This window comes from Oligosphaera ethanolica (assembly GCF_030814695.1).
Taxonomy (GTDB): Bacteria; Verrucomicrobiota; Lentisphaeria; order Oligosphaerales; family Oligosphaeraceae; genus Oligosphaera; species Oligosphaera ethanolica.
In genome coordinates this window covers 3844626-3862196 of sequence record NZ_JAUSVL010000001.1, presented here as the reverse complement: position 1 = coordinate 3862196, position 17571 = coordinate 3844626, and the positions used below count along the sequence as shown (strand labels likewise).

General features: G+C 59.7%; 14 protein-coding genes and 1 tRNA gene. 10 read left to right on the top strand and 5 right to left on the bottom strand.

Annotation, left to right across the window (positions count from 1 at the left end; all coding sequences use genetic code 11):
• Positions 1-603: 603 nt before the first annotated feature.
• The 6 genes from J3R75_RS13380 to J3R75_RS13355 all read left to right on the top strand — a co-directional run bounded on the left by J3R75_RS13380 (position 604) and on the right by J3R75_RS13355 (position 6661).
• Positions 604-2151, top strand: a complete 1548-nt coding sequence (locus tag J3R75_RS13380; RefSeq protein ID WP_307262337.1) for a tyrosine-type recombinase/integrase — start codon at positions 604-606, stop codon at positions 2149-2151.
• Entirely contained in the window at positions 2144-3037 is an 894-nt protein-coding gene (locus tag J3R75_RS13375; protein ID WP_307262336.1) for a hypothetical protein, read from the top strand. The genes J3R75_RS13380 and J3R75_RS13375 overlap by 8 nt, the downstream gene beginning before the upstream one ends.
• A 206-nt stretch (positions 3038-3243) precedes the next feature.
• Positions 3244-3558, top strand: coding sequence for a helix-turn-helix transcriptional regulator (locus tag J3R75_RS13370; protein WP_307262335.1), 315 nt, complete (start codon positions 3244-3246; stop codon positions 3556-3558).
• Positions 3558-3944 (top strand): helix-turn-helix transcriptional regulator, encoded by a 387-nt coding sequence (locus J3R75_RS13365; protein WP_307262333.1) that lies wholly within the window; start codon positions 3558-3560, stop codon positions 3942-3944. The genes J3R75_RS13370 and J3R75_RS13365 overlap by 1 nt, the downstream gene beginning before the upstream one ends.
• Before the next feature lies 1 nt (position 3945).
• Positions 3946-4230, top strand: coding sequence for a hypothetical protein (locus J3R75_RS13360; RefSeq protein ID WP_307262332.1), 285 nt, complete (start codon positions 3946-3948; stop codon positions 4228-4230).
• A gap of 139 nt (positions 4231-4369) precedes the next feature.
• Positions 4370-6661 carry an AAA family ATPase gene (locus tag J3R75_RS13355; RefSeq protein ID WP_307262330.1) on the top strand — a complete coding sequence of 764 codons (2292 nt, stop codon included), beginning with the start codon at positions 4370-4372 and terminating at the stop codon, positions 6659-6661.
• A gap of 1054 nt (positions 6662-7715) precedes the next feature.
• Here J3R75_RS13355 and J3R75_RS13350 read toward each other — a convergent pair.
• Positions 7716-7800, bottom strand: a tRNA-Leu gene (locus J3R75_RS13350).
• Between the two features lie 457 nt (positions 7801-8257).
• Here J3R75_RS13350 and J3R75_RS13345 point away from each other — a divergent pair.
• From J3R75_RS13345 to J3R75_RS13335, 3 genes are all read left to right on the top strand, one after another.
• A complete protein-coding gene (locus J3R75_RS13345) occupies positions 8258-8401 on the top strand; it encodes a hypothetical protein (RefSeq protein ID WP_307262328.1) in 144 nt (47 codons plus the stop codon).
• 101 nt (positions 8402-8502) lie between these two features.
• Positions 8503-10152 (top strand): hypothetical protein, encoded by a 1650-nt coding sequence (locus J3R75_RS13340; protein ID WP_307262326.1) that lies wholly within the window; start codon positions 8503-8505, stop codon positions 10150-10152.
• Between the two features lie 113 nt (positions 10153-10265).
• Positions 10266-12020: an alpha/beta hydrolase-fold protein gene (locus J3R75_RS13335; protein ID WP_307262325.1), complete on the top strand. Its 1755-nt coding sequence runs from the start codon at positions 10266-10268 to the stop codon at positions 12018-12020.
• A gap of 428 nt (positions 12021-12448) precedes the next feature.
• Here the strand turns inward: J3R75_RS13335 and J3R75_RS13330 are convergent, their stop codons facing one another.
• Positions 12449-12574, bottom strand: a complete 126-nt coding sequence (locus tag J3R75_RS13330; protein ID WP_307260381.1) for a hypothetical protein — start codon at positions 12572-12574, stop codon at positions 12449-12451.
• A 249-nt stretch (positions 12575-12823) separates the two neighbouring features.
• Between J3R75_RS13330 and J3R75_RS13325 the strand changes: the two genes are divergently transcribed.
• Positions 12824-13036, top strand: coding sequence for a hypothetical protein (locus tag J3R75_RS13325; protein ID WP_307262323.1), 213 nt, complete (start codon positions 12824-12826; stop codon positions 13034-13036).
• Positions 13037-13091: 55 nt separating this feature from the next.
• On the opposite strand, the gene J3R75_RS13320 is transcribed toward J3R75_RS13325, so the two are convergent.
• The 3 genes from J3R75_RS13320 to J3R75_RS13310 all read right to left on the bottom strand — a co-directional run bounded on the left by J3R75_RS13320 (position 13092) and on the right by J3R75_RS13310 (position 17461).
• Positions 13092-15242, bottom strand: coding sequence for a GreA/GreB family elongation factor (locus J3R75_RS13320; RefSeq protein WP_307262319.1), 2151 nt, complete (start codon positions 15240-15242; stop codon positions 13092-13094).
• A gap of 222 nt (positions 15243-15464) precedes the next feature.
• Complete coding sequence (locus J3R75_RS13315; RefSeq protein WP_307262317.1) at positions 15465-16022, bottom strand: hypothetical protein; 558 nt, start codon at positions 16020-16022, stop codon at positions 15465-15467.
• The gene (locus tag J3R75_RS13310; RefSeq protein WP_307262316.1) at positions 16019-17461 is read right to left on the bottom strand and encodes a sigma-54-dependent transcriptional regulator; all 1443 of its coding nucleotides are present in this window, start codon (positions 17459-17461) and stop codon (positions 16019-16021) included. Before J3R75_RS13310 ends, J3R75_RS13315 begins: the two co-directional genes overlap by 4 nt.
• Between the last annotated feature and the right edge of the window lie 110 nt (positions 17462-17571).

Below are 17571 nucleotides of genomic sequence, written 5' to 3'. Positions count from 1 at the left end.
CGTTTTCTTTGCGCGACTTGGGTGAAACACTCCTGCCAACACCGTGAAACTAGCACCCGGGCTAAAACTGCTAGCTTCCCCCAAACGCATCACTCGTCGCCTGCAGAAGCGACTCGCTGCCCCTTGCGGGCTGTTTCTCGCTTTGCTCTTCTAGACGACACCGCGCTTGCACGCGTCCGCCCGCAAGCCGCTACAATAAAACCCCACCCGCGAACATCAAGCAAAACACCCCACATGCCGACTTTGCATAAACAACGAAGCAATCAATTGCCTCGCAACACTAAATTGCTACGGTTTTGCTACGGTTTCAAGGCAAAAAAGGCCATATAACGGGGTATAAACGGAGTACACCGGCAATAAAAAAGGACCTGCGTTTTTAAGCGCAAGTCCTTGATTACGAGGCTGGTACGAGAGGCGGGACTCGAACCCGCACGGTGTTACCCACTGGAACCTAAATCCAGCGCGGCATGGCTAGATTTAGGCACTTGGTACAAAAAAGGGACAACTATTTTCGATTTTTTGGCTTGAACCGCCCTTTTCATGGCATAACTTGAAGCATGACATTCCAGCATAAAACAAGGCCATAAAGAAGGACGGGAAGCCATGGGAAGAAAAACCAATGGGACGCTGACACAGCGCGGGAACCGGGAGACTTATTACTTGCGTTACATGGCGCAAGGCATCGCGCGGCGTGTCCGCCTGCTGACACCGGACGGCAAGCCGATACACGGCACCGGTCCCGACGGCAAGCCATTGAGCCGCGCCGCCGCCGCCGAAGCGCGGAAGGCCGCCGAAGCTGCCGCGGATATTTACCTCGCGCATATCCGCATATCAGACAAGGCCGAGCGATTGCGCGTGCTGCAAAACGACTTGCGAGACGCGGAGACGGCCGCCGGCGAAGCCGAAGCCGACACGCTGAACGCCCGCGCCACCATCGCGGACGGCTGGGAATTGTTCATGGCTTGCCCAAAGCGCCCGGCGAGCTGCAAGCGCTACAAGGCCGGCGACACCCTGCCCAGGGATACCACGCCATATAACTATCGGTCATTCTACGGCCGCTTCGCCGCCTGGATAAAAGCGCACCATCGAAAGACGCGCCTGCTGTCGGAAGTCTCGCCGGAGCTGGCCGCCGCTTTCATGGACACCATCGCCGGCATGAGCTCCGCCGGGACGCATGGCAAGTATCTAACCTTTTTCCGCTGTCTCTATGACGTGCTGGCCGACGCTGGCAAGATAACCATACAGCAAAACCCCTTTGCCGACATTGACAGCATCGAGGGCGAGACACACAGCAAGCGCCCGCTGACCCGCCAGCAAATAAGCGCCCTGCTGGACACGGCCGCCGGGGAGCTGCAAGCGCTGATTGCCCTAGGCTACTTCACCGGGTTACGTTTCGGTGATTGCTGCTGCCTACGGTGGGACGAAACGGACCTGGGGCGCGGCATCATTGAGCGCGTCCCGAGCAAGACTAAAAACACCGTGAAGGACAAAGACAAGGCGCGTGTCAAGATAGGCATACCGCCCTACCTTGCCGCGCTGCTGGCCGCCTTGCCCAGGGCCGGCGCCTACGTTCTGCCAGACGCCGCCGCTAAGTACCTGGGGGACCGCCGGGATGTTATCCATGGCGAAATTCGGCGCCTATTCGAGCGCTGCGGCATCGAGACCCGCGCCCAGGGCACCGGCGCCGCCTACCACTACGAAGGCAAGCGAAAAGTCTATGAGAAGGGCCGGCCGCGTGCTGTCGTCCAATACGGCTTTCATTCGCTGCGATACAGCTATATCAGCCACAACGCCGAAGCCGGGACGCCAGCCGCCATTATCCAGCGTAACGCCGGGCACAGCAACCCCGCCATGACTGAGCATTACACGCGCATATCGGACGCCGCCGCCGTGAAGTATGCTGCCGCCCTGGACATGCCAGCCGCGCCGGCCGCGCGGGATATGGTCATCGACGCCACGCCGGCCGCGAAGCCCCCCACAGTAAGACGTGAAGGGAAGCATGACCCCCAGGGGCCGCTGCCGGACTTTATACTTGGGGCGCCGGGGATTGCCGGGGCGAGGGCGCAACTTCGCCGCATCATCGACACCATGACCGAAGAACAAGCCGCCGGACTACTGGAGAGCATGAAGGGAGCGCGGAACAATGGATAAAGAGAGCCAAGACACGAAAACACCCTGGAGAAGACCCGCAAAAGGCAAGTTTATTGCACTGATACCCAACGACGCGGGCATTATTGAACCCGTCGAGATAAACACCGGGAAAGAAGACGTAACGCTTGGAGAAGTGAGAAGAGCCGTATATCATCGAGCTCTTGAAGTTGTCCAATGGGTACGGGAAGCGCTGGACGAAACGCCCCAAACCCCGGAAAATGAGCAATGGCGTCATGGGCTTATTTGGATGGGTGAATTGGGCGTGGACGTTATGAACATTGTCAATTCACCCGGCATCAATAAACCTGGAACAGTTCTAGACCTTGACATTATCGTTGACATTTACGAGCTTGCCTTATCGTGTTCCTTTATTGGGCGCTGTCATCAATTAGCTGAGCTTGCCGATGTGTTAACGGCCGAACAATTACAACGGAAGACGTTTTCAATGCTTAGTGATATGCGAAGGGAGCATGCCGACCATGACGCCAGAACGACGGCCGAACATCGGGAGCATGATACCAAGCTGGAAGGCATGGACGCAAAGGTAACAGCCACACGCAACGAAGCGCGGGAGCAACTGCCCGGACGCGTTACCGCCGGCATGGCCGCCGCCGCGCTATGCAAAGCCTTTGCCAGCGCAAAACTTGACCCGGAAGCCACCGCCACGAAACTACGCCAGAGGCTGCGCAAAGCCAAGTTGAAGGACGTTATCACCCTGGATAATAGAGGGACAAAAGCGTATCGCATTGCGGACGTTCTGGACATAGTGAAAGCGCACTGCGCGGCATCGCGGAAACCTGGGAGCATGGACCCCGGCGACGTTTCCCGTTTTTTGGCGGAACTGACTGATATACCTGGGAGAGTGCGTAACCAGGAAGAAACCTAAGCGCGCGCCATAGTTCGGATTACCCGAGTAAGTCCGAACCGTCGAATTTTATTTACATCTTTTTTCATTCATCTACCATGGCCGGCATGGGCGAAACGCCTTTGCCGGTCTTTTTTTGTGTCCGAACTATACCCGAACCGAGCCTGAAAATATGCGCAGTTTCCCGCCCTTAGTATTCACGCTGAAAGAGCAAAGGAGCTGCACACATGGAAGTCAAAGGAACGTCACCGCGCATCATCGAGGCCGCCACGGGGCTACTGCAACCGCTGGCGCCGGAGCTCACAGCACAGAACCTTGTCGAGGCGCTGCGCCAGTACGAACCCGGACAACGGAAGCGGTACATGACCCGCGCCGAAGCCGCCGCCAGAATGAGAATAAGCCTTGTCACCCTGCACCGCCTTATCAATGACGGCAAGGTGAAAAGCGTCCGCGTCACCCCGAAGGCCGTTCGCATCGACGCCGCAAGCGTGGAAGCGTTGCTGTCGGGAAGCACAACGGGCAACGACGGGAGGGCCGAATAATGCAACTCAGAGACACCATAACCCCGAGCGTTCTATCGGCTGCTGTTGGATTGCTGCAACCCTACGCGCCCGACCTTTCACCCTCAGCGCTGGTAAAGGCAATCAAAGCCTACAAGGCCGACGGCGCCGCCGATACGACCGCGAAGGCCGAAAAGCCAATGACCCGGAAAGAAGTAGCCGCGCTGCTGGGCATTAGCCTGCAAAGTGTCAGCCGATACATGAATGACGGCCGGCTGCGCCGCATCGTGCTATCAGCTAAGAGCGTCCGCATTGACGCCGCCAGCGTTAACGACCTGCTGAACGGCGTTATTGCCGGCGCCGACGTGCCCGAGCTTATCACCGGCGCCAGCACCCGAAGCGCCACGCGTGCGGGAAAGGGGGCTTAACGTGAAAAAGCCTTTTTCAGAGAGCGACCGCCGCGCAATGCTGGCCGCCATTACAACCCAGGGGGACTTTTCCAAGCGCCTGTTAATTGTCCTTGCCGCGCGGGAAGCCGGGCTGTCTTTTGCCGACGTTATGACATGGCTGAGGCGGGAAGACGGCGAAGCCGCCGAAAGCCTGCCATTGTGGCGCATGGCCTTCAATATGCCAGTGGGGCTAATGCTGTACCTCTTCGCGCATGCCGACGGCTGGAAAGAACCGGAAGAGAGAGAGGGGGGCGCCGTCCAATGAAACGCTACCAATTACTTGACGATAACAGAAGCCGGCCGCGCCAGAAGACCCGCCGCAACCGACCGGAGAGACTGACCCGCCTGGAAATGCAACGCCGTGCGGAAAAGAAAGCACAACACGGGGAGAGAGGGGGCCGGCAATGAGCGCCATAAAGAAACCGGCCGCCAAGAAAACCAAGTGGATAGACAATCCAGATGAAGCGCTGCGCTGTCTTTCGCCAGACGGGGACCGGGACGAATGGTTTACAAGACTGGCCGCCTACAAAGACGCTGGCGGGACTTTCGAGGGCGCTAAATCGTGGAGCCAACTTTCCGACAAATACGATGAGGCCAACTTTACCGCAACCTGGGACAGCATCAAACCCGGCGCCGTGAAGGCCGCCACGCTTTACTTTCAGGCGAAGGAACGGAAATACCGCCCGCGCCCTGTCGAGGATGCACCCGCCACGCCAGCGCGGGCAATGACTTCACCGGCCGCGCCTGCCCCCACGCCCGGGGCTACCAGTAACCCCGCTGGGGGATTGCTGCCAGTGGGGCTTACTGTCCTTCCACCTGGGGGAATTGAGCCGAAGAAGCCGGGAACAATGGACTACCAGAACATCACCGTTTACCTCTACCGCAACGCCGCCGGCGAGCTGGTAAAGGCACAAGTGCGCATCCCGATTACTTACACCGACGCGGAGAGGGCGCGGGCCGAAGAAGAAGGGAGCGAGTTAAAAAACAAAACCTTTCGGAAGTTTTATGCCGCGTGTCCCGACGCCGACACCGCGCCGTTGACATGGGAAGGCTTGCAACTCCGGCGCTGTTGGGCTGAGGGAGAAAAAAACCTCAGAGCCGGCGACTTCGCTTTTGATTTAGGTTATGGCAAGGGCCGCCGGCCGGACCCGCTGTATCGTGAAAACGACCTTGCCGCCATGGCGCCCGACGCCGTTCTGTATTGCGTCGAGGGCGAGAAGGACGCCGACAACCTCGCCGCCCTGGGCTACAACGTCACCTGCCACAAAGCCGCAGGGGGAGCCATTGCCGACCCGGAGAAGTGGCGCCCGTTCGCCGCCACCGGCCGCCGCGTTGTCATTATCCGAGACAACGACGCGCCCGGCGAGGGCTACGCCAGCAAGGCCGCTGCCGCCATGAGAGAAGCCGGGGCGCGGGTCCGCGTCTTTACCCCGCCCGGAGTGCCCGAGCATGGCGACTTTTCCGACTGGCTGGAAGAGCTGCGGCGCCGGGAGCCGACACTATCACCGGCCGACGTGCGCAAGCGCATAGAAGCCTGGGAGCCGGAGCCAATAAAGGCCATTGGCAAAAGCACCGGCACCTTGTATCGGGAAGGGCTGGCCGAAGGTCCAAACGACCCCAACGAACTGATAAAAGACCGGTTTTTGTGCAAGGGGGGAATCTGCCTTTTCTCCGCTGAGACCGGCACCGGCAAATCCAGCTTAATCATGCAAATGGCGCATTACTTCGCCCTGGGATTGCCCACGCTGGGCTTTGTTCCAAAAAGACCGCTCCGAACCCTTGTTATTCAGACGGAAAACGACGGCCGGGACATTCTGGACGAATTGCAGGGAATTACCGCGCTAATGGACCAAAAAGACAAGCTGGCAAGCTCGGACATCGACGCGGCTTTTGACGGCAAAGTATCCGTCGTTTCCGACTGCTTCAAGACTGGACAAGATTTTTGTTCATGGCTTGATGCTGAGCTGAACGCGGCCGAAGTCAAGCCCGACCTTATCATAATCGACCCGCTTTTTGCTTTCGCCGGCTGCGACCTTATGCGCCCAGTGGAAGCCACCGCGTTTTTGCGCAACGGGCTTTTCCCCGTAATCCAAAAGCACAAAGTGGGGGTTATACTCGTTCACCATATGAATAAGCCACAGAACCAAGGAAACAATCAGACGGGCATAAAGACCGCGTTCAAGTTTGCAGGGGCCACCGAAATTATTAACCTCGCCAGGTGTTCTTTCACCCTTGAAGACGATCCGGCCGCCGAAAGGGGCTGTTTCATTCTCCGCGCGGGAAAACGGGGGCAACGCCTGGGCTGGGACGTGCAACGCGTCAAGTGGGGGGAAAACGGCATCTACTGGGAAGTGAACAAAGACCCGCTGCCAGAATGCCCAGATAAGGCCGCGCAAGACAAGCGCAAGCGTGAAGAGAACGAAGGCATCATGGCCGACCGTGCGCGGGCCGTTGCTGAGCTTCTTCTTCCAGGGGAAGCATTGACGCAAACGCTTCTACAATCGAGAATGACCGGCAAGGGCTTTCCGGGGACAACAAAAACGCAACTTGACATCATTCAGAAAGGGATTGACCTGGGGCTGATTATCCAGAGACCGCCAGACCCGAACAAAAGCGAAAGCGGAAAGGGCGTGCGGTTTATGTTGGAAAGAGCGCCCGAACCGCCGCCAGACCCGGACCCGGAAGAAGCGCCCTAACTTTTTCGACTGTCCGAAAAAGAAAGCCGAAAAGAACGAAAAAGAAAGCGCGCGAACTCTTACTTATACTTTTTCGAGGCATATAATATACCCCCCCCCTTAAAGGGGGGGTAATATGCCGAAAAAGAAAAAGTCTAAGTGGCAAGAAAACAGAAAGAACGCCGCCCGAAAAAGAAGAAAAAGAAAAAGAATAGCGCTGACACTTCGCCCCACTGGACAGAGACACAACGCGAGGGCAACCCGACAAGATGATTACTGACGCCACTGGAAGACATGCCAGGCCGGCAACCGGGAAAGGGGACACAATGAAAGAGGGCTTGGGTCCTTGGAACTGGGGGACCGGGCAGGGCTGGGCCACGGAAGGAGCGCTGAGGGGGCACACACTTTCTTTCTGCTCTTTGTGCGCATGCTGCGCCGGGCCGCATCGCCCAGAACGCGCTACAAGCGCCGCATCCCGCCGACCCGACCCGACACCCGCCCGAAGCGCTGAAAGCGCCAGAATGACGCGCCGCGCGGGCTAGCTGAGGGAATTGTTATTGACGCTGCCGAGCTACCCTTTTCGACGCTGCCGCATCGCGTCGATAATGCGGCACCCTGGAAGCCATGACGCCGACCGCGCCACGCGTGCCGGCTGGACGTGTAACACCGCGCCGCTGCTGTCATTATCGAGGGCGCCGGCATCAAAAGAGCAACCGCGCCCCCTGGAAGACTTGCCCGCCCTGGGGGAGACAACGCCGCCAGCGCGGCATAACGGCGCCGCTGGCATCGAGGGCCGCAAGGCATGACCCGCGCCGCCTGCACCCTGGGAGACTTGGTACAAGAATTCCCGAAGTTGGTACAAGAAAAAGCGCCGGGGCTGATACGACCCGCCGCGCCGGAGCCGCTGAGAACGCGGGAAATCCTACTGAAAAGCGCTGTTTTCGTGGGCTGAAAAGTTGGTACAAGAATGGTACAAGAATTCTGCAAAAACAGCATGAAACAAGGCAAAAAACCATGAAACACGGGCAATAAAAAAGGACCTGCGAAATTAACCGCAAGTCCTTGATTATGAACCTGGTACGAGAGGCGGGATTCGAACCCGCACGGTGTTACCCACTGGAACCTAAATCCAGCGCGTCTGCCAATTCCGCCACTCTCGCCTAAGGATCTGGGCGCCGGTTTTATGATTGCCACCGGGCGTGTCAGCGTGCATAATGTACCGCCGCCAAGGCCATTTTCCACGGCATAGCCGGAGGAACTGGCCATATCGTGTGATCGGTCAGTAACCACCCCGGTGGGGAAAACACCGGGGACAATTTGCAGGAAACCCACGGCCAGTCGCCGTCCAGCCATCCGACCTTGATTTCCGCCGACCTTTGCGGCAACGTGTTTCATAGGAGTCTTTGATATTGGATGCCCGACATGCCGCCGACGTCAACCCCAGGAAAGCCAGTGAGTTCCATTGCCCCTTTGGCTCCAGTCAGCTTCGCCGACTGGGGCCAAAGGAGCCGAGGAACACGAGCGTAGAGGGCGCGCTACCCAGGGCTGGTATGTTTCGCGCTTTCAGCGCTTCTGCCGCTTCGCGGCGGAAATGCACGACGAGAAAAGGCTGCTTGGGTGAAACAACAAGTGCCATGGATACCGTTAAATGAAGAGCATCGGTTTCATAGGAGTAACCACCCCGGCGGGGAATACACCGGGGCGGTTACTGACCGATCGCTGCGCGGCGCTCTTTTTCCTTACTTGCCGTTTGCCAAATGACCACTGCCGTTATATGGTTAGTTTTCAATTGACTCACGAACTTGGCAATTCGGACTTTCTGAGCGTAGGCTGACGTTTGTCGGCCCCAAGGAGCGCGCACCATGAGCGAAAATCCCCTCGGCAATGATTCAAAGCTAAAACTCAAGCTGAAGAATACCGACACGAACCGCTTCAAAGTCGTCACTGGACGTATGCAGAAGCTCCCCACCACCGAAGATGCGGCGCCGGCTCAACCCAAAGACGTACCGCAGGACGACGCGGCCAGCAAGGCATCCGTCACTCAGGCCATCAGCGACCCGCTGAGCCTGCGCGACACCGCCACCGGTAAACTGAAGCGGATCACTGATACCCAGGAAGCAGCCAACGCCTTGGCACCGCAACCGATCAGCGCCCCCGGCGGGGCCCCTCAGGGTGCCAAAACGGAAACAGTCCGCCTCAAAGTCGTACGCTCGGCGGCGCGCCCCACCGTCAATCTCACGGAAGGCACCCCGCAAGTCGCGCCCCCGCCGAGACCAACTATATCGCTGACTCCCGCAGCAGCCCCACAAAGCCCCGAAGCTGCCCCGGATGCCACGGCGACTGTCGCCCCGCCCCCCACGCCCAGCCCGGCGGAGCCTGCGCGCGCGAAATCTGAAACGCAGATGATCCCCAAGATTCCCAAGCCGACCACCCCTCCCCAAGTCGCACCAGCAGCGCCAGCAGCACCAGCAGCACCAGCAGCACCAGCAGCACCAGCCGCGGCGGCACCTGCGCCGCCAGCGCCAGCCCCAGCTGCCCCTACCGCTCCCGCTGCCAACACCAATTTTGAGACTCAAACCATAGCCAAGATGCCCCGCCCCATCACTTCCGCGACCGTTGCTCCCGGGGCTGGCGAAGAAGACACGGTGGATGGCAAGCCGGCTGCGCCCGCAGCCGCGGCAGCAAAAATTTCGTCCTCGACGATCAAGCTCAACATCCGCAAGCCCGGTGCACCCGCAGCCTCTCCCGCTGCACCTGCTCCCGCTGCACCCGCTGCTCCCGCTGCACCCGCTGCACCCGCGGCAGCGGCGCCTGAGCAGACTGTGCAGGTCGCCCCGCCCAGTGCTGAGCGGACTGCCCAGGTATCGCCTCCTACTGAAGCTGCTGAGGCCCAGCCTGCGGCGCCAGCGCCAGCAATTCCCGGCGCATCCAGCACCTTGAAGATCCGCCCAGCCAGTGGCGCGGCAGCGGCAACGCCGGCGGCAGCAACTGATTCACCAGCCAGCGCAACCGTAAAGATCAAAGCACCGCCACCAACAGCCGGCGGCGACAAAGTTAAGATCACTCTCAAGAAGGATATCCCGCCAGTTACGACACCACAGCCAGCCGCGCCAGTACTCCCGGCTGCAGCTGCGGCCGCGATTGCGGCTGATAGTACCCCGCCAGCGGTTGCCGAAGCCCCGACTCCAGCGACGCCAGAGTCCGCTCAGACCGTCGCCGTCCCAGCGCCTCCTGCCGAACAGAAAAAAGGCGGTCTGAAAATTCGCAAGGGTGGCGAAACGCAGAGCGGCGCATCAGCGGCGGCAACCCAGGCTGCCGTACCGCCGCCCGCAGCGGCCGGCGTACCGGCAGATAAGAGCGATGTGGCTCCGGCTCCTGCTGAATCCGCAGCTTCTGCCGGCGCCACCGGCACAGTATCCATCCTGGAGCTGGTAACAACGTCGGTTGCCGCCATTGCCGTCGTCGTCAGCATTGTCCGTTTTGTGTTGGACATGGTGCAGCAAATCCAATAACACTACTTACTTCCCTTTTCCTACCCAACAGGCGCAAGACAACACCGTCTTGCGCCTGTTTTATGGCAGAGTCGAAGCTCTGCCGCCATCACCCATGACAAGGACCATCCGACATGCGAAAAATCCTGGGACTTTCTGCCTTGGCCGGCACCGTGTTGTCAGCACAGCTTCTAGCTGCCACTGTTACGGATATACAGGCAGTATACAGACATGGGCAGGTCTTTCTGACCTGGCAGGAAAAGGACCTGCCGGCAGCCGCCGAGCTGAGTGTCTTTAGCTCGGAACAGCCCATTACCCAGGATAACCTTGCCGGAGCCCAGGTCTTGGCCACGCGCGTCCACAAGAGCAGTGCCCGTGATTGGTGGCAGGATCCGGCAGCGTTTGCCAAGGACGCCGAGGCGGCGGCGCCGGCCGGTTACGTCATTGCGCCAGGCACGGCGCCTCTGGATCCGCACAGCGGCCTGCACGTCCATACGGTAACTGTCGGGGAAGATGGTCCACGGCACTACGCAGTCACCTGGTCAACTCCTGAAGACCAGGGAGCCCTGCGCACAATCGTCCCCGGCGTCAACAGCACGACGCGCCCCTGCGTGGTCCGTACTGAGCAAGTCCAGCCCATCTGGCAAAAGGACAGTCCGGCGCCACAACAAGACTGCGCCCGCGGCAAAGCGCTGATATTGTCACTGCATGGCCGCGGCGGCGGCGTCACCGCCAGGAGCGAAGGCGGCGTCAGTTCGACCGATTGTCTGTGGTTCAAGAGTGCCGAGCAGGGCTGGCGAGAAGGACTCAGCGGTAAATTTGCCCTGCGCATCACCGGGGACGCAGTCATCATCTCGCCGATGGACCGCGAATGGGTCAACCGGCCGGTGCTGGAGTCGCCTGATTCCCGCGATCACTGCCCCGCCATCAACACCTGGTGGTACGGCTACAACGAAAACATCGCCGTGAGCACCCGCACTGAGCGCATTGTGGTGCGTGATGTCACCCACCAGTACCTGCTCGCACTGATCCAGTGGGCGCAAAATTGGCTGGGCACGGACCCGCAGCAGACCTATGTCAGCGGCGGCTCCATGGGCGGTTCCGGCGCTATCACCCTCGCCCTGAAATACCCGCAGCTCTTCGCCGCCGCCTATGCCCAGGTGCCCGTATACGCCTACACCTGGGAGGGCTGCAGCACCAGCAAATCGCTCACCGCCGCGCGCCTCGTCTGCAACTGCGGCCCCATCAAGGACACGCCGGCTTTCACCACCGCCGGCAAAGATCTCCTGCAGGCTCTGGACAACCGCCTGAACATCGCCGCCGCGCACGACACGCCGCCCATTTTCGCCACCAACGGCCGCAAGGATGGCTCCATTCCATGGGTCAACAATCCATCATTCTACCAGGCTGCCAATGCCGCTCGGCAGGCATTCGCGGTCTTCTGGAACGACGGCGATCACGGCATGAGCAGCCAGGCGCCGGACGACGTCAAAGCGTGGTCGCAGCTGATCCGCCGCTACCGGCTTGACCGCAGCTACCCCGCATTCAGCAATTGCAGCGATGGACGTCAGTTCGGCAATGGCGATCCCACAGACGGCGACCGCATCGGCTGGATCAACCGCGGCTTCAGCTGGGAACTGCTCCGAGACAGCCCGGCCAACTACGCCATCGCCATCAAGGTCGCCCACCCCGAGCTCAGCTACCCCGTGCAGGTTGACGTGACGCTGCGCCGCCGCCAGGCTTTCAAACCCGCCGCAGGCGATAAGCTCCAACTCAAACTCGGTGACAATGCCACAACACCCTACACCGTGCCCGCTGATGGCATCCTGACCATTCCCGCCGTGAGCATCGCCTCGCCCGAGGGCGTCGTCATCGAATTAAGCCGCTAAACACCCGCACGATTACTTTATCTGCATTCCTCACCGAAAAGCGAGAAACAAGCCCACAAGGCATGGTACAGACCACCCCAAGATGTAATCGGTCACCCATGGAGAATTGAGCCGTAGAGCAACAGGCGGCCCCAGACGCGCCCGTCTCCCAGCCGTGGCGCGGGCTTTCAGACCGCGCCGTCGCAAGAAGCCAGCAGACGGAGCCAAGCACGCCACCAGTATCTCTGCCGCGAAGCGGCAGGCGCCCTAAAGGGACTCCTGTCGGGTAGAGCTCTTTCCCAGGGCGGCACACCCTGCGAGGGCCTGTCCTGGGCTTTCTTAGGCCGCGCCTTTGGCGCTGATAACAAAAAGCCGCAGGAATGGCTGGAACCAATTGCTCCTATGAAACCGCTGCTCTTCATGTTGCGGTATCCATGGCACTTGTTGTTTCAACCAAGCAGCCTTTTCTCATCGTGCATTTCCGCCGCGAAGCGGCAGAAGCGCTGAAAGCGCGAAATATGATAGCCCAGGGCAAGCGGCGCCGAAGGCGCGCGCCGCCCTGGGTAGCGCGCCATATTGGTCCGTGTTCCTCAGCCTCTTTGACTTCAGTCGGCGAAGCTGACTGGAGTCAAAGAGGCAATGGAACTCATTGATTGCTGCGGCAATTTTGCGCTGTGACCCTTCGTCGCAAGTCTTTTAGGCCGCCCCTTCAGGGCTCTTTTGGGATGGGGCTTTACCCAGGGCGACGTGCCCTGCGGGCGCTTGCCCTGGGCTTTCTTAGGCCGCGCCTTTGGCGCTCAAAACCTCGGCGAATGATCTTGTGCATGGTTACCAATCAACTCATCGCCGGCGATTGCCGCATGCTATGTGAAAGCATTGCTCCTATGAAACCCGCTACAGCAAAGGTCAGCGGCAATCAAGGTCGAATGGTTGGGCGGCGGTTGGCCGTGGGTTTCCTGCACATTGTCCCCGGTGTTTTCCCCACCGGGGTGGTTACTGACCGATTACAACGAGATAAGGACGGCGCGTTGCCTTAGCCCGGCCGCCGCCTCGGCCTGGATGGCGGGCGGCGCCGGCGCGCTAGCGCGTGGTTTATGCCCCGACGACCCAGGCGCGTAGCTCCGCAGGGAGCGGCGACACCGCCACGACGGTCACATTATCGCCGGAAGGCATAGTCAGATCCATGCCGGGCTTGCAGCCCATCAGCGTTTCACCAAGCGGCGTTTCATAGGAGATCATGTTCTTCTCGGGAACGCTGTCAAAAAGCCCCAGGAGGTGGAAGTCCTCTTTCTTGCCGTTGGGATAGCGCACCGTGATGGTCGATCCCGGGACGGCAACGCCGTCCACCTCGACGTCGCTGAAATCCGTCGCCCGCATGCCGTTGAGGCTCGTTTCCAATTCCTGGCGCCGAGAAGCCAGAAAAACCTGCTGTTCCTTGGCATACTTGAATTCGGAGTTTTCACGCAGATCGCCGTAGCCGCGGGCATGCTCAATGGCGGCGATGTTCGCCGGCACCAGGACATTGACGAGGTGCTCAAGCTCTTCCTGCCGCTGCTTATAACTACGTTTCGAGGTCAGCTTGCCAACGGCGCGGCGCGCCGGCGCCTGACGACGCTCTTCGACCTCGTGGATATGCTCAGGATAATAACGGACGATTTTCACCAGCAGGCTCTGGCGCTCGCCGGAGTCCAGCAAGGGTAAGCGTTTGATGCAACGAACCAGAGCAATGAGGGCGTCACGATCACCATTGAGCATGACCTGCCGATGGAACTTCTCGTCCTCCAGCAGCAAGCGCCGCAAATCACGCTGCGCCCGTAGGTAGTTGCCGCGGACGTCAAGCTGCAGGGTCTTGAAAATCAGATGGGAATCGGACAGATACTTGTCTTTCACCGCCTGAGACCCCGAACGCCACAGCCACATCAGCAGATCGGCGCTGGCGTGTTTGCCTTCCAGCGCATCAAGCACCTTGGCGGCCAACAGGTCTTTGTCAGACCCGGAACCGAGCAACTTTTCCGTCTGTGCCCACAGACGGAAGGGCAGCCGCAGCGTGTTCGTAGTGAGATAATCGCTGCCCTTGGCTATTTGGGTGGCCTTGAACCAGAACGGCGCCAGCTTGCCGGGAAGCTTATCCGTCACTTCGGCCCACGTATCGCCATTGTGCCAGATCACCGCCTCGTCGGCTAGATATTCCACCGTCGTGCGCAGCCAGTCACCTAGATCGCCGGACATCTTCTGCAACATCGCCAAGGCCAGGGCGAAGTGGTCGCTTTGATCCGGACGGATGCCCGCCTGCTGCAGAATGCGCTGGACGTTGTCCAGCGTCGGCTCGCTGTCCACTTTCAACGATGTGACGCCCTTCAAACGCTCACACAACTCGAGAATACTCCGGCTGTGATCCCAACGCTGCGAGCCCGGCGGCGGCGCGGCCACCGTCGGCGCCGGAGCATTTGTCACCGGCGCCGACACGGCACTGGCCTTGGGGGCGCCACCGACCGCCGTGGTCGCGCGGGCGAAGGCGTCATCCGTCAGTACCGCCGGTACCAGCAGCTGCTTGACGATGCCATCCGGGATGGCTCCAGCGGCCACCAGGCTCACCGGCAGCGCTGCACTGATGTCTTTGATCGGCGGCAGTTTCCCACTGTGTTTGCCTGACAGCACTTCATGCAGCAGCGATAGGTCCTTAATCACAATAACGCTGTCGACAAACTGGCTCAAGCTCATGCTGCGGCGACGATCAAACTGCACCTGCACGTCATTGGCGAGGTCGTCGATAGCCGCAATCGTGCCGACGCCAGAGCTGCTGTCATAACAGTACGCGCCAATCTTGAGCTCGCCGATGACTTGCCAGCGCTGATAGACCTGAGCAATGCCAAGCGCGTCGTTACGAATGCCAATGGCTGCAGTCAAGCCGATGGGATCGCGATAATGACTGAAAACCCGTTTTGCCAAAGCCGCATAGCGGTCGCGCATGCCGACACTGTCAAACCCCGCCGCGAGCATGCTTCCCAGCAAGAGGCTGTCTTCAGGCCGGAGCTGCTTGCTGTCCATCTTGTCAATGACCAGTTCCAGCCCGCTCTGCCAGAATGATTTCACTCCTGCTTCCCATTGCGAGCACTGTTTCGGACTGGCACCACGCAGCAGCTCTGCCAGTGCAGTCAAGGCCGCCGCATTGCCGTCGGCAGCGGCCAACAACTGGTTTTCCAGAGTCTCATCACATGACGAATAAGTTATTTTCGATGCCATAGCCTTCTTTTTCCTTTTGGGTTTGTTGTTCGTATTATCCGGTTCAACCTCAAGATTTTGTCTTGGCGTCTCCGCCGTGCCTCTTACCAGAATGCCAACCACAGCCACAGGGCCATGATCGTCGGTCGCACGGCTGGCCTCTGGAACAACATGATCGTTGACGTCGTCATCATGATAGCCAAAGCACCTCATTGTTCATAGACAGAAAAAACCCCGGGGGCCTTAGTGGAGGCTCTCGGGGGCTGATGATAGTATTTTGTAGTTGGATTCGACGTGGGCGACGATTTTCTCGGCCTCCGCCGCGACCCACAGCGCTTTGATGGTGCAGATGCCCTGATCATCAATGCGCGGTGGCAATGGCGACGAACCGACGTAGAAGCCGTCCATCACCACCGCAACGGCATCGCCGCCGCGGTAGCCTGTCACCTGCTCCCAGATTCGCAGGCCAATGCGGTCGATATAGACGCGCACCCCCGCATGGACACCGTCGGCATCCGGAACAATCTCGCCCTTGTAGAAGAAACGCGAATCGACGATGGGAAAACGCCTCACCAGATACTGGCGATCTTCACCCGCGACTGTGACCGGATAAAACAGCTGGCTGTCGTACACCTCTCCGGCAGGAACCAGCTCATGCAGACTGAGCACAAAGACCAGACCGTCCCGCTTGTTGCGGCAGGCTGTCACGCTCAGCAACAGCAACAACAGCACTGCCAACCAGCACCATGGCCGAAGCTGCATACGTCGAACACCCGAACTCGTGCCTGCCTCAGCCATCATTGCCCTCCGTATTTCCGGTAAAAGGTCGCCAAACTGACTCCGAGTTTTTTGGCGGCGGCGTCCTTGTCGCCTTGACATTCATCAAGCACGACCTGCACAAACTGCCGTTCACAGGCACGCAAGTAGGCCTTGAGCGTCATACCCGCCGAGCGCGCCGGGATGGGCACGCCGCCCTGCTCCTTGCTGTCCTGGGGGCGGTTCATGGCGGCGCGGCGAATCTCATCGGGCAGCTCGCGCAAGGAAATTGGCCGATTTTCGCCAGCTACCAGCGTGTAGGCGCGCCGCAGAGCATTCTGGAGTTCGCGCACATTGCCAGGCCACGAGTACTTACTTAGCGCGTCGGCGGCATCGTCCGTCAGCCTCGCCGGCGCAATGCCGTCGCTCTGCGACCACTCGCCCAAAAAGTGCTGCGCCAAAAGCAGCACGTCTGTCCGTCGTTCAGCCAGACGGGGCAAGGTTATGGGAAAAACGCTGAGGCGATAGAAGAGATCCTCGCGGAACAACCCCGAGCGCAGGCGTTCCTCAAGATCCTCATTGGTTGCCGCAATAACCCGGACATCGACCGGAATCATGCTGACGCCACCGACTGGGCGTATCTCGCGCTCCTGCAGGGCGCGCAGCAAGGTCAGCTGCATCTGCACCGGAATGGAACCGATTTCGTCCAGGAACAAGGTCCCGCCCTGCGCCGCCACAAAAAGACCATCCTTATTGCGTACAGCCCCTGTAAAGGCACCCTTGACATGACCGAAGAGCTCCGATTCCAACAACTGTTCCGGCAGCGCCGCGCAATTGACGGCTACAAAGGGCTTGTCTGAGCGTGCGCTGGAGTTGTGTATCGCCTGAGCGGCCAACTCCTTGCCAGTGCCGCTGTCTCCGCGAAGCAACACCGTCACGGCCGTGGCCGAGACTTTCTCGATCTGGGTGTAGAGCTCCTGCATGCGCTCATGTTCACCAATGAGCACCTCGAAATGACGCTCAACCGCTGGCATGGCCTGATCAGTACTGCCCGTTCCCTTAACCGCATCAGGGAAATCCGCGGCTACTGCCTCAGCCGCGGGCGAGGGTGCCTCGCAAAGGATGCGTTCCAGCACGTGCAGGGCGTCCATGGCCTTGAGTGGCTTGGGCAGCCAAGCAAAGGCACCACGGCTCATTGCGCTTTGCGCCAGCACAATCTCAGTGTAATGGGCGGTCATAACCACCGGCACCCGCGGCTGCCGACTCAAGGCCAGCTGCAATAAATCATGCTCGCACCGGCTGGAGTCCCATAGGCGCGTGTCACAGAAAAAAGCGTCCCAGCCCTCACGCTCCAGCAGACTGCAGATCTCGGCGGCATCACTGCTAGCTTTCACACGATGATTCAAGCTGCGAAAAAGCCCACGTAAGACCTCCTGGAGGTTCTCGTCTTCCTCGGCTATGAGAATCTTCGCTTTCACTGGCATCGCAAGGAGCTCGCAGTCAGGAGATCATCATCCCCGTAGTGTCTAATGTCGTGGTCCGCTGTTCTTCGTCTCAAAGTTGCAGGCGCAAAACCTTTAATGTAGCAGTTTTT